General features: G+C 61.0%; 9 protein-coding genes and 3 tRNA genes. 5 read left to right on the plus strand and 7 right to left on the minus strand.

Annotation, left to right across the window (positions count from 1 at the left end):
• Positions 1–264: 264 nt before the first annotated feature.
• From V6943_RS01015 to rluD, 6 genes are all read right to left on the minus strand, one after another.
• Positions 265–340 (minus strand) — tRNA-Lys (locus tag V6943_RS01015).
• Positions 341–345: 5 nt separating this feature from the next.
• Positions 346–422, minus strand: a tRNA-Pro gene (locus V6943_RS01020).
• Between the two features lie 9 nt (positions 423–431).
• Positions 432–507: transfer RNA gene (locus tag V6943_RS01025), tRNA-Asn, on the minus strand.
• A 213-nt stretch (positions 508–720) separates the two neighbouring features.
• A complete protein-coding gene (gene clpB / locus V6943_RS01030) occupies positions 721–3,291 on the minus strand; it encodes an ATP-dependent chaperone ClpB (RefSeq protein ID WP_340552348.1) in 2,571 nt (856 codons plus the stop codon).
• Between the two features lie 192 nt (positions 3,292–3,483).
• Positions 3,484–4,221 (minus strand): peptidoglycan editing factor PgeF, encoded by a 738-nt coding sequence (gene pgeF, locus V6943_RS01035; protein ID WP_340552349.1) that lies wholly within the window; start codon positions 4,219–4,221, stop codon positions 3,484–3,486.
• Positions 4,218–5,192: a 23S rRNA pseudouridine(1911/1915/1917) synthase RluD gene (rluD, locus tag V6943_RS01040; protein ID WP_131649804.1), complete on the minus strand. Its 975-nt coding sequence runs from the start codon at positions 5,190–5,192 to the stop codon at positions 4,218–4,220. Before rluD ends, pgeF begins: the two co-directional genes overlap by 4 nt.
• A gap of 277 nt (positions 5,193–5,469) precedes the next feature.
• On the opposite strand from rluD, the gene V6943_RS01045 reads away from it, so the two are divergent.
• From V6943_RS01045 to V6943_RS01060, 4 genes are all read left to right on the plus strand, one after another.
• Entirely contained in the window at positions 5,470–6,477 is a 1,008-nt protein-coding gene (locus V6943_RS01045) for an outer membrane protein assembly factor BamD (RefSeq protein ID WP_131649803.1), read from the plus strand.
• Positions 6,478–6,564: 87 nt separating this feature from the next.
• Positions 6,565–6,801 (plus strand): PP0621 family protein, encoded by a 237-nt coding sequence (locus V6943_RS01050; protein WP_340552350.1) that lies wholly within the window; start codon positions 6,565–6,567, stop codon positions 6,799–6,801.
• Positions 6,791–8,383, plus strand: coding sequence for a sensor histidine kinase (locus V6943_RS01055; protein ID WP_340552351.1), 1,593 nt, complete (start codon positions 6,791–6,793; stop codon positions 8,381–8,383). Before V6943_RS01050 ends, V6943_RS01055 begins: the two co-directional genes overlap by 11 nt.
• A 99-nt stretch (positions 8,384–8,482) precedes the next feature.
• Complete coding sequence (locus V6943_RS01060; protein ID WP_340552352.1) at positions 8,483–9,823, plus strand: sigma-54-dependent transcriptional regulator; 1,341 nt, start codon at positions 8,483–8,485, stop codon at positions 9,821–9,823.
• A 172-nt stretch (positions 9,824–9,995) separates the two neighbouring features.
• Here the strand turns inward: V6943_RS01060 and V6943_RS01065 are convergent, their stop codons facing one another.
• Entirely contained in the window at positions 9,996–11,051 is a 1,056-nt protein-coding gene (locus V6943_RS01065) for a DUF2333 family protein (RefSeq protein WP_340552353.1), read from the minus strand.
• A gap of 215 nt (positions 11,052–11,266) precedes the next feature.
• Here V6943_RS01065 and V6943_RS01070 point away from each other — a divergent pair, with 215 nt between their 5' ends.
• Positions 11,267–12,880 (plus strand): response regulator, encoded by a 1,614-nt coding sequence (locus V6943_RS01070; RefSeq protein ID WP_181099929.1) that lies wholly within the window; start codon positions 11,267–11,269, stop codon positions 12,878–12,880.
• Positions 12,881–13,586: the final 706 nt, after the last annotated feature.

Below are 13,586 nucleotides of genomic sequence, written 5' to 3' on the forward strand. Positions count from 1 at the left end.
CGCTCCACGCGAGCATGACTCATGGCGTCGCTTCGCGAATGCCAATGCAGCAGGGCCTCGCCCAATAGAAGACAAGCGTGCGCGGGTTAGCGATTGCCCGCAGTGCTTCGCCAATATATGCGCAAGGCCACAATTTACGGCTGCGATTTGAGTCCCCGTTCGTGAGCGAGCTCGCTCCTACAAACGACCTTCGAAAAACGCACACAAGAAAAAGCCGGAAGACCCTCTCGGATCTTCCGGCTCTCGTGCGCCTTTAGCGCTTTTTGGTGGGTCGTGTAGGATTCGAACCTACGACCAATTGGTTAAAAGCCAACTGCTCTACCAACTGAGCTAACGACCCAAAAATGGTCGGGGTAGGGGGATTCGAACTCCCGACATCCTGCTCCCAAAGCAGGCGCGCTACCGGACTGCGCTATACCCCGATTGGAAATTGGCTCCGCGACCTGGACTCGAACCAGGGACCCAATGATTAACAGTCATTTGCTCTACCGACTGAGCTATCGCGGAACTATCACTTCCAGCTCTTCGGATGGTTCGCTGTGATGCTTTGCAAACCCCCTTCAGAGGCGCGCCATTTTACGGTTCTCGACGCGCCTGTCAACAGAAAAAATGCGATTTACTACAACGCGTTGCGAGCTCAGCCGACTCGCGACGAACGACACGGGAGCCTTGCCACAACCTCGACAGAGCCACCTTGGCTGGGTGGCCCTGCCGCCGACCTCAAGCCTTGGCGAAGCGGATCTCATCACCCTCCACTGTGCCGGCTATGCTGGCCCCCGGTTCGAACGCGCCAGACAGGATGTCTTGAGCGAGCGGGTTTTCAATCCAGCGCTGAATGGCACGCTTCAGTGGCCGCGCGCCATAGACCGGGTCGTAGCCAACCGCGACCAGCTTGCTCATCGCCTCTTCGCTGAGCTCAAGGCTCAACTCACGCTCGGCCAGACGCTGCCGCAAGCGGCCCAGCTGAATCTGAGCGATACCCGCGATCTGCTCGCGCGCCAGAGGATCGAACACCACCACTTCATCGATACGGTTGATGAATTCCGGCCGGAAGTGGCTGCTGACCGCGTCCATGACCGCCGCCCGCTGCGCATCGGGATCACCCACCAGATCCTGGATCTGGCTTGATCCCAGGTTCGAGGTCATCACAATCACCGTATTGCGGAAATCCACCGTACGTCCGTGGCTATCAGTCAGGCGGCCGTCCTCGAGCACTTGCAGAAGAATATTGAAGACGTCCGGGTGAGCCTTCTCGACTTCATCCAACAGCACTACCGAGTACGGTTTGCGACGGACCGCTTCGGTCAGGTAACCACCCTCTTCGTACCCCACATAGCCGGGCGGTGCGCCGATCAGCCGCGCCACCGAATGTTTCTCCATGAACTCGGACATATCGATGCGGATCATCGCCTCCTCGGTATCGAAAAGGAATTCGGCCAGCGCCTTGCACAATTCAGTCTTGCCGACGCCAGTTGGCCCAAGGAACAGGAACGAACCACTGGGGCGATTCGGGTCGGCCAGCCCGGCACGCGAGCGGCGCACCGCATTGGCGACCGAAACCACCGCCTCGTGCTGCCCGATCACGCGCTGATGCAGTAGTTCCTCCATCTTCAACAGTTTCTCGCGCTCGCCTTCGAGCATTTTCGAGACCGGGATACCGGTCCATTTTGAGACGACCTCGGCGATCTCTTCATCGGTCACCTTGTTGCGCAGCAACTGGTTCTCCGCCTTGCCGTGCTGGTCGACCATCTGCAGGCTGCGCTCCAGATCCGGAATGATGCCGTACTGCAGCTCGGCCATTCGCGCCAGGTCGCCCTTGCGTCGCGCGGCTTCGAGTTCGGCCTTGGCCTGCTCGATCCTCTGATGCATCTGGGCGGAGCCCTGCACCTCGGCTTTTTCCGATTTCCAGATCTCTTCCAGATCGGCGTATTCGCGCTCCAGCTTGACGATTTCCTCGTCGAGCTTGGCCAGGCGCTTGCGGGTCGCCTCGTCGTCTTCGTTCTTCAGCGCCTCGCGCTCGATCTTCAACTGGATCAAGCGTCGATCGAGGCGATCCAATTCCTCAGGCTTGGAGTCGATCTCCATGCGAATGCGACTACCCGCCTCATCGATCAGGTCGATGGCCTTGTCCGGCAGTTGCCGATCAGTGATGTAGCGGTGCGACAGCTTCGCGGCGGCGATGATCGCGCCGTCGGTGATGGATACGCCGTGATGCACCTCGTAGCGCTCCTTCAGGCCGCGCAAGATGGCGATGGTGTCTTCTTCGCTCGGCTCATCGACCTGAACGCGCTGGAAGCGCCGCTCCAGTGCCGCATCCTTCTCGATGTACTGGCGATACTCATCCAGCGTGGTGGCGCCGACGCAGTGCAGCTCGCCACGCGCCAGTGCCGGTTTGAGCATGTTGCCGGCATCCATGGCGCCCTCGGCTTTGCCGGCGCCGACCATGGTGTGCAGCTCGTCGATGAACAGGATGACCCGGCCTTCCTGCCTGGACAACTCATTGAGCACGGCCTTGAGGCGCTCCTCAAACTCCCCGCGAAACTTAGCGCCGGCGATCAATGCGCCCATATCCAACGCCAGCAAGCGCTTATCCTTGAGGCCGTCGGGCACCTCGCCGTTGACGATGCGCTGGGCCAGCCCCTCGACGATGGCAGTCTTGCCGACACCAGGCTCGCCGATGAGCACCGGGTTGTTCTTGGTCCGCCGCTGCAGCACCTGGATGGTTCGGCGAATCTCGTCGTCGCGGCCGATCACCGGGTCGAGCTTGCCGTCTTCGGCCCGCTTGGTCATGTCGACGGTGTACTTATCCAGCGCCTGACGCGATTCCTCCACATTGGGATCGTTGACCGCATCGCCACCGCGCAGGTTGGCGATAGCGTTTTCCAGCGCCTTCTTGCTTACACCTTGGGCCAGCAGCAACTTGCCCAGCCGGGTATTACTATCGAGCGCTGCGAGCAGCACCAATTCACTGGAAATGTACTGATCACCCTTCTGCTGCGCCAAGCGGTCGGCCTGGTTGAGCAGACGTGCCAGATCCTGCGACATGTTCATGTCACCCGTGGGGTTCTGCAGCTTGGGCAGCTGATCCAGCTCCTTGGTCAAAGCCTGGCGCAAGCCGTTGATGTCAAAACCCACCTGCATCAGCAGCGACCTGATCGAACCGCCCTGCTGATCGAGCAGCGCCTGCATCAAATGCAGCGGCTCGATGGAGGGATGATCAAGACCGACGGCGATGGACTGGGCATCGGAGAGGGCAAGCTGCAGCTTGCTGGTCAAACGATCGATACGCATGTAGTCACCTTTCAGTAAGGCAGGCCGGCGCACTCAATCGCACCTCGAACGAAAGCCTGCGAGATGGAAACTTAGATGAGGCTGATTGTGAGAGATTCAAGCCGGATGGGGCTGATGCATGTCATGGGTGGGGCTGCAACTTGCCGGTTTGGGGTTGCCAGACGCGCCCTTGCAGCTCCAGCTTGCCGCTCTTTATCCGTCTATCCAGACCAAGCTGGCGAAGCGTCCGGTACGAGCGGCCCGACGATAGGAATAGAAGCGAGGGTCAGTCACGGTACACAAGCCCCCGCCGAAGACCCTGGTGACACCGCAGGCAGCAAGCCGGATGCGGGCGAGCTGATAGATATCAGCCATGTAGCGACCTGCGTTGCGGCTGGGTACGAACGCTTCGGCTGCTATTGCATGCTGTGACACGAACGCCTCACGCACCTCGGAGCCGACCTCGAATGCAGCGGGTCCGATCGCCGGACCGAGCCAGGCTATCAACTGCGCATCTGACCCGCCCATCGCTGCCACCGTCGCCTCCAGCACGCCGCCGGCCAACCCGCGCCAGCCGGCATGCGCGGCCGCTACCCGGGTCCCGCCGAGGTTGCAGAACAACACCGGAAGGCAGTCGGCGGTCAGTACGGCGCTGGCGATACCCTGCGCGCCCGTCCAGCTGGCATCGGCGGCGGGACATGCATTCGGATCAGCTTCGACGATAGAGCTCGAATGCACCTGACTCATCCAGGCCGGCTGGCAACCGAGCAGCTGCTGCAAGCGCTGCCGATTTGCAGCCACAGCGACCGGATCATCGTCGACGTGATCACCCAGGTTGAAGCTGTCGAAAGGCGCCTGACTCGTCCCGCCGTTGCGGGTGGTGACACAGGCCCGCACGTGCTGCGGGGCCGGCCAGTCGGGGACGATCCAGTCGCCAGGCCAGGCGTTCACCCGACGAACGCCTCGCGATCCTGCTGCAGCAGCGCCAGCAACCAGACGAAATCATCCGGCAACGGCGATTCCCATTTCAGCCGCTCACCACTGACCGGATGGTCAAGCTCGAGAAACCGCGCGTGCAGCGCCTGTCGTGGGAAGTCGCGCAGCGTCTGCACCATGGTCGGGTTCGCTGCCGGCGGAATACGGAAGCGCCCGCTATACAGTGGGTCACCCACCAGCGGATAGCCAATATGGGTCATATGCACGCGAATCTGGTGGGTGCGCCCGGTTTCCAGCTTGACCCGGACATGGGTGTGCGAACGGAAGCGCTCCAGCACTCGATAGTGACTGACGGCGGGCTTGCCGCCTTCAACCACCGCCATGCGTTGGCGCTGCTGGCCGTGCCGGCCGATGGGCGCGTCGACAGTACCGCCGGTGATGATCACACCAATGACGATGGCTTCGTAGATGCGGCTGACGCTGCGCGCCTGCAACTGCTCGACCAGACGCGTCTGCGCTTGCAGCGTCTTGGCCACGACCATCAGCCCCGTCGTGTCCTTATCCAGACGATGCACGATGCCGGCGCGCGGCACATTGATCAGATCCGGCACATGGTGCAGCAGTGCGTTGAGTAGCGTGCCATCGGCATGCCCTGCCGCGGGATGCACCACCAGACCAGACGGCTTGTTCAGCACCAGGATGTGCTCATCCTCGAAGACGATATCCAGCGGAATATCCTGCGCCACCCACTCGCCCTGCGCCTGTTGCTCGGCGGAAAGCTCCAGAACCGCGCCCGCATGCACAGTATCGCGGGGACGCAACGCGGCGCCGTCTACCGTCAGCCGCCCGTCCTTGATCCAGGCAGCGAGGCGCGAACGGGAATGTTCCGAAAAAAGCTGCGCCGCAACCTGATCGAGGCGCTGCCCGCCGAGGTCGAACGGCACCTCGGCGCGAAGATGGATGGCCTGAGTCGAGATCGTGGACATAATTAAGGGCGCTTCATAAATGAGGGGAAAGGCAAAGGGTGCGGCAGTTAGGCCAGGGTGACGAGCGATTATCGACCGAGTGCCGCCAAGGGCCCATGACAAAACTGGCTGACGTACAAGAAGAACCGACCTGCGGATAGCGACGCAGGCGGAGCCTTTGGTTTCGGCAACACGCTTGTGTTTAAATACGGCGTCTTTGTCCCGGCCAACCGGGGCGCTCATCATAACAGGACGGCTCAGCGCGAGACAGCCAGCCGTCACAGGGACGCAAGCCGCCATGCAAGTGAAACACCTGCTGCTGATCGCCATTTTCGCCCTAACCGCTGCCTGCTCATCGAACGAAACCATCAGCGAAAACCTCGGCGAAGCGGAACTGTACCGGCAGGCACAGGCCGACCTGGACAACAAGAGCTATACCAGCGCCATCAACAAACTGAAGACCCTTGAGTCTCGCTATCCCTTCGGCCGCTTCGCCGAGCAGGCGCAGCTGGAACTGATCTACGCCTACTATCGCAATACCGAGCCCGAAGCCGCGCGCTCCTCGGCCGAACGATTCATTCGTCTGCACCCACAGCATCCGAGCGTCGATTACGCCTACTACCTGAAGGGCCTAGCCTCCTTTGACCAAGATCGCGGGCTGCTCGCGCGCTTTCTGCCACTGGACATGACCAAGCGTGATCCGGGTGCCGCGCGCGATTCCTTCAACGAATTCGCCCAACTGACCACCCGCTTCCCGAATAGCCGCTACGCCCCGGACGCAAAGGCACGCATGGTCTATTTGCGTAACCTGCTGGCGGCAAACGAAATCCATGTCGCCGATTACTACCTGCGTCGCCAGGCCTATGTCGCTGCGGCCAACCGCGGCCGCTACGTGGTGGAAAACTTCCAGGGCACACCCGCTGTAGGCGATGGTCTAGCCGTCATGACGGAAGCCTACCAGCGCCTGGGACTCGACGACCTAGCCGGCACCAGTCTGGAAACACTGAAGCTCAACTACCCGCAGCATCCTAGCCTGGAAGACGGCGAGTTCGTGCCGCGCGAAGAAGAAGCCGACAACCGCGGCTGGCTGTCTCGCGCCACGCTTGGCCTGATCGAAACGGAAAACGAGGTTCCGGACACCTCGCAATCCAACCGCGACGTCGTGCGCCAGTACGAAAACGCCGCACAGGATCTGCCGGATGAACTGCGCCCCGTCCTGCGGGAGGCAGAAGCCGAAGCGGAAAACGAGCAAGAAGGTGAAGGCCGCTCCTGGTGGAGTTACCTGACCTTCGGCCTGTTCGATTAAGGCAGCCCGACGCCAGGACGACCAACGTGCAATACCACAGAACCTGCCAGACGGCAGATCCGCATGCCTTAGCCAGGAAGTAGCAATATGGGCCTGTTTCGTCTGTTGTTCTGGATCATTCTGATTGCCGCGGCGTTCTGGCTCTGGCGCCGCCTGACAAGCAAGCCGAAGGCGACCGGCAAACCGCAACAGCCCACCGTGATGATGGTTCGCTGCGCTCACTGCGGCGTGCATCTGCCACGCGAGCAAGCGCTGCCGAATCATGATCGCTGGTACTGCAGCCAGGGACACCTGGAACAGGACAATCAGTCAGGTGGGAATTGAGCGCCTGACGTTTTTGGGCCACCAAGGCCAGCGAATCCTTCGCCTCTACCATCTCTATCGCGTTGCGATCGGCATCGTGCTGGTGCTGCTCATCAGCAGCGATCTACATAGCGACCTGATGCGCATGATCAACCCGGCGGCCTTTCACTATGGCGCCTGGGTCTACCTGATTCTCAATATTCTCATCGCCGTACTGCTGCAAAATCCGAAGCGAGAGCTGCCGGTGCTGGGCCTCGCCCTGCTGGACGTCGTACTGCTCACGGCGCTGTTCTATTTTGCCGGCGGCACGCCCAGCGGGATCGGCAACCTGCTGATCGTCGCGGTCGCCATCGCCAACATACTGCTGCATGGGCGCATCGGTTTTTTCATCGCCGCGGTTGCCGCGACCGGGCTCATCTACCTGACGTTCTACCTCAGCCTCAGCGATCCCTCCACGGGCAGCCAGTACGTCCAGGCCGCAGCGCTGGGCACGCTCTGCTTCGCCGCCGCGCTATTGGTGCAAGGTCTGACGCGGCGGCTGCAGGTCAGCGAAACCCTGGCACGCCAACGCGCAGAGGAAGTCGCCAACCTCGAAGCGCTGAATGCGCAAATCCTGCAGCGTATGCGCACCGGGATACTCGTGCTCGACCAAGCGGAACGCGTGCTGCTCGCCAATCAAGGCGCGCTCGACCTGCTTGGCCAACAATCACTGGCTGGAGAGCGGCTGGCGCCACGCTGCCCCGACCTAATCAAAGGCCTGCAACAATGGCGCGACAACCCGACCCTGCGCCCGCGCAATTTCAAAGCAACGCCCAACGGCGCCACGTTACAACCGAGCTTCGCCATCCTGCAGCACGGCGTGAAACAGGACACCCTGGTGTTTCTCGAGGACATTTCTCAGATCGCGCAGAAAGCCCAGCAGCTCAAGCTGGCATCCCTTGGCCGCTTGACGGCAAGCATCGCCCACGAGATCCGCAACCCGCTCGGCGCAATCAGCCACGCCGCTCAGTTGCTGCAGGAGTCGGAAGTCCTGGACGCGGCGGATCTGCGGCTCACGCAGATCATTCAGGACCATTCGCGGCGCATGAATCTGGTCATCGAAAACGTGCTGCAGCTGTCACGCCGACGCCAGGCCGAGCCGCAATTACTGGACCTGAAATACTGGGCGCATCGATTCGCCAGCGAGTTCCGTGAGAACTTGCCGCCACATCAGCGCGTGCACGTGGAAACCCGCGGCAGCTCCCTGCAGACCCGCATGGACCCGAACCAGCTGATCCAGGTGCTGACCAACCTCGTGCAGAACGGCCTTCGCTACAGCGGCCAGCTGAACGATCAAGCACAGGTGTGGCTACAGCTGTTCCGCGACGAGTCCAGCGATCTGCCGGTGCTCGAAGTGCTCGACGACGGCCCAGGCGTGCCAACCGACAAACTGCAGAATATTTTCGAGCCTTTTTTTACGACAGAGAACAAGGGCACGGGGCTGGGCCTCTATATCTCTCGAGAGCTATGCGAAAGCAACCAGGCTCGTCTGGACTACCGAGAACGAGCCGAGGGCGGCAGTTGCTTCCGTATCGTCTTCGCGCATCCGCGCAAGCTGACCTGACGAGGCGGCACGGGTCACACATCAGCCAGGTCGCGGTACAAAGCACGCGCTGTAGCGTTAACATTGCCGACTCCGCGCCACAACCGAAAGACCGAGACCATGACCGCCCGCCAGAAAGCGCTGATCATCGATGACGAACCCGATATCCGGGAACTCCTGGAGATCACCCTCGGGCGCATGAAGCTGGACACCCGCAGCGCCCGCAATCTCAAGGAAGCCCGCGAGTGCCTGGCGCGCGAGCATTACGACCTGTGCCTGACCGACATGCGCCTGCCCGATGGCTGCGGACTGGAGATGGTGCAGTTCATCCAGCAACAGTATCCGCAACTTCCTGTGGCGATGATTACCGCCTACGGCAGCCTCGATACGGCCATCGGAGCGCTCAAAGCCGGTGCTTTCGACTTTCTCACCAAACCGGTCGATCTTGGCCGGCTACGGGAACTGGTCAACACGGCGCTGCGGCTGCGTGCGCCGAACCCCAATGATCTGAGCGTCGATAGCCGTCTGCTCGGCGCCTCGCCACCGATGAACGTGTTACGCAAACAGATCGGCAAACTGGCACGCAGTCAGGCGCCGGTCTACATCAGCGGTGAGTCCGGCAGTGGCAAGGAGTTGGTGGCGCGGCTGATCCATGAGCAAGGTCCACGTCACGAGCGCCCGTTCGTTCCGGTCAACTGTGGCGCGATTCCATCGGAGCTGATGGAGAGCGAATTTTTCGGCCATAAGAAGGGCAGTTTCACGGGCGCGGTGGAAGACAAACCGGGCCTGTTCCAGGCAGCCGCTGGCGGGACCTTGTTTCTTGACGAAGTGGCGGACCTGCCCCTTCCGATGCAAGTGAAACTGCTGCGCGCGATTCAGGAAAAAGCCGTCCGCTCGGTCGGCGGCGCGAAAGAGGTGGTGGTGGACGTACGGATTCTCTGCGCCACCCATAAGGATCTCGCCAGCGAAGTGGCGGCCGGCCGTTTCCGTCAGGACCTTTACTATCGGCTCAACGTCATCGAGCTGCGCGTACCCCCGCTGCGGGAGCGCCGCGAAGATATCGCTCAATTGGCCGAAGCCATGCTCCGCCGCCTAGCCCGGGAATGCAACGACACGCCGGCGCGACTACATCCCGACGCAGTGGCCAAACTGCAGAGCTATCGGTTTCCCGGTAACGTTCGCGAGCTGGAAAATATGCTGGAACGGGCCTACACGCTTTGCGAAGGCGATGAGATCAAGCCCAGCGATCTGCGCCTGGCAGACGCACCCGGCACGTCGGAAAACGGCGAAGCGAACCTCGCGCAAATCGACAACCTCGAAGACCACCTCGAGGATGTCGAACGCAAGCTGATCATGCAGGCGCTGGAAGAAACCCGCTGGAACCGCACCGCGGCCGCCCAACGGCTGGGGCTGTCGTTCCGCTCGATGCGTTATCGGCTGAAGAAACTCGGGTTGGATTGAGAAAACTGAGCTGCAAGCTGCAAGCTGCAAGCTGCAAGCTGCAAGTAGGTAGGGTGGGCTTCAGCCCACCAAACCAGGCACCGAAAACAACAAGGCTGAAACGAAACGCCGCCCCTGCAACGCTCACATCCTTATTCGCTCAGCTTTCCAGCCTCCAGCCCCCCTCTCGCCTTCACCCCTGCGACAGCAGCATGCGCAGATCGATGATCGCCGCGTTGGCACGCGAGATGTAGTTCGCCATCACCAGCGAATGATTCGCCAGCACGCCATAGCCACTGCCGTTGAGCACCATCGGGCTCCAGAGCGGCTCCTGTGCAGCTTCGAGCTCACGGATGATCTGCCTGACGCTGATCGTCGCGTTCTTCTTCGCCAGCACATCAGCGAAGTCCACTTCAATGGCGCGCAGTAGATGCGACAACGCCCAAGCCTGCCCACGCGCCTCGTAGAACACGTTATCGATCTGCAGCCAGGCGGTTTCGACGCGCTCTTCCTCGAGCACTTGCTGCACGCCTTCACGCTCCAGCTCCGGCGCTACCTGGGCATCCAGGCGTACCCGGCCAACGCTGGCCGACAGTCGCTGGGACAGCGAGCCCAGCCGAGTACCGACATCTCCCAGCCAGTTATTCAGATTATCGGCACGCGAATAGAACTGCGCCTTGGGCGCCGGGTCGCTCAAGCGCGCCAGGTAACGGTCCAGATAGCGGATGCCGTTGCGGTATTCCGATTCGCTGGCAGGCAGAGCCCAGCTGCGATTGTCGAAATTGAACAGCGGCTCGGCCTTGGACAGGTCGGTATCCTCGGTCGATTGGGATTGTGATCGTGCAAAGTCCTTGCGCAACGCTCGGCTAAGATCACGCACCTGAACCAGGACCCCGTATTCCCAGCTTGGCATGTTGTCCAGCCACAGACCGGGTGGCGCGACGTCATTGGTCAGGTAGCCGCCTGACTTGTCCAGCAGGGTGCTGGCAACCCGCTTGAGGGTCTCGACTGTGGTGTAGCCATTGACGATCTGCTGCTGCGAAGCATTGGCTGCCTGCTGAACGTGCTGTTGCACCGAGAAGCGATCAGGCTCGGAACTCCAGTACCAGCCCACCAGCAACGCAACCAGCAAATAGACTGCAATCACTGCGACGAGCGCCAGCACCAACGGATTGCGAGTCGTCCCGTCCGTCCTGGCTGTGCTTCCCGACGAGCCGAGACGGCCGAAGCGGTTCTTCCAATCCAACATGGGTCTGTCCTTCTTCTCAAAATGCAAAGATTCGACCATCGGTCGCTAAGAGCGTTGCGGCAGGCGAACCACTATAACGCAGCCGATTCACCCAAACCTCATAATGAGAACCAAGCCACCTACGTGCACGCTGTCGATCGACCAGTTCAGTGGTAGCATGCGGCCACCATCGCGCCCTCTCAGAAGACTGCCGCAGCGGGCCCAGAGAACCGAAAATGTCGGACCAAGAAGAACTCAAACAGCACTTCGCGCAACGGGTGATCCACCAGGCACGAGAGGTACTCGAAGTCTGGCAGCAGCTGCAACGCAGCGAATGGAACGATCACTACCGAACTGCCCTTGCCGATGCCAGCCAACGCCTGCGGCGATTTGCCGAACGCTTCGAACAGACCGAGCATCGACAACTCGCACTCGCTATCGAGGAGTGCCTGGGGGATATCAACGAAAACCGCGGGCGCTTGTCGAGCGACACCATCGCCACCCTCAGTCAACTGATCTATCGCCTGGCCCGTACCGGCCTGCGTCATAGCGATCCGCGCGGGCAGTCCGGCTATGTCCCGGCATTGAGCAAGCCTATCTACATCGCCCTGGAGGACAACGAGCGCGCCAATCACGTGGTCCGCCAGCTTGAGTTCTTCAGCATGGCCGCTCAGGCATTTGCCAGCGACGAAGCGTTTCGTGCCGCCATGCATGAGCGCCACCCCGCAGCCCTGATCATGGATGTTGACTTCAATGGCCCGGGCGAAGGGCTGAAACTCGCCGAGCGCGTGCAACTGGGCCTGGAAGAGAAACTGCCGTTGATCTTCTTCAGCCACGAGGAAACCGACACGCCCATGCGCCTGGCCGCGGTGCGCGCCGGTGGCCTTGAATTCTTCACCGGTACCATTGACGCATCGAGCCTGCTGGAAAAGGTCGAAGTGCTTACCCGTACCGCCCACTACGAACCCTTCCGCGTGCTCATCATCGACGACTCGCGTGCCCAGGCGACACATACCGAACGCGTACTGAACAACGCGGGGATCATCACCCAGACGCTCAACGAACCCATTCAGGCCTTTACTTATCTGGCTGAATTCCAGCCCGATCTGATCATCCTGGACATGTACATGCCCGAATGTCTGGGCACCGAACTAGCCAAGGTCATTCGGCAGCACGAACGCTACGTGAGCGTGCCGATCATCTATCTGTCGGCGGAAGATGATCTCGAAAAACAGCTCGATGCGATGAACGAAGGCGGTGATGACTTCCTGACCAAACCGATCAAGCCAAGCCATCTGATCGCTACCGTGCGGACTCGCGCCGAGCGGGCACGCAATCTCAAGGCACGAATCGTTCGCGACAGCCTGACCGGGCTATACAACCATACGCACAGCCTGCAGTTGCTCGAAGACGCCGCCTCACGAGCCCGCCGAGACGGTCAGCCACTGTGCTTCGCCATGATCGATATCGATCATTTCAAAAAGGTCAACGACACCTACGGGCATCCCATGGGCGACAGAGTCATCAAAAGCCTCGCCCTGTTCCTGAAGCAGCGTTTGCGCAAAACCGACCATATTGGCCGCTATGGTGGGGAGGAGTTCGCTGTGGTGCTGCCGAACACCGATATCGAAAACGCGGCAAAGGTGCTCGACGAAATCCGCCTGCGCTTTGCCGAGATCCGCTACCCGGCACAACCAGCCGACCTGTCCTGCACCTTCAGTTGCGGCATTGCCGAACTGACTCCCGGCGCCGACACCCGGTCGCTTACCAAGCAGGCTGACGAAGCGCTCTACCGCGCCAAACACGGCGGCCGCAACCGAGTCGAGCGGTACACCCTGTCACATGGGTGACATCAAATAGCCATACATTGCTGACCTCCCTACCATTTGGAGGTCAGGATGCGTCTGAAGTCGCTCACCACAGTCAACACATGCCTGCTCGTTGCGATCTGCCTCGCCTTGGGCATCACGCTCTGGTGGTCTGAGCGCGAACTGCGGCGCCCTTATCAACTGATGGATAGCTATCTTGGGCTTTCTCAGCGATTCGAGCACCAGGCCGCTCACAATATCCATGACTACCTGGCTAGCGGAAACGCGATCAGCCACAGCGCGGCAATGCAGGCGCTGGAAGGGCTTTCGGCGGAGGTGGAAGCCCTGCCGAACCAGTTTGCCGATCGCCTAAGACCCAGCCTGGAGCAGCTTGAGCAATACACTGCCAGCGAGTTGCTGGCCGCCGGCAAGCTCGCTGGCGATCCCCAAGGCCTGCTGTTGCAAGCCGAGCGGGAGATTGCCGGTACATTGGCACAGCTGCATCGATACGTAGCGCAAAGCTCCCAGGCTGCGGCGCAGTCATACCAGACACCGCTATTCGAGGCCAGCCGCCAGCTGCTGCGCCTCAGTCATGCGCGCGGCAAGCTGGTCAGCAGCGGTCAGGACGAACTGGCGATGGAGGTGAATCAGGTATTGCAGACACTGAGCAAGGAAGCGGACACGCTCGATGCGCTGCCTTTGCTGGGCATCGCAACCAAACAGCGCACGGGTGCCAGCGCCTTCGCCG

It is taken from the genome of Pseudomonas sp. CBC3 (assembly GCF_037967085.1).
Lineage (GTDB): Bacteria > Pseudomonadota > Gammaproteobacteria > Pseudomonadales > Pseudomonadaceae > Stutzerimonas.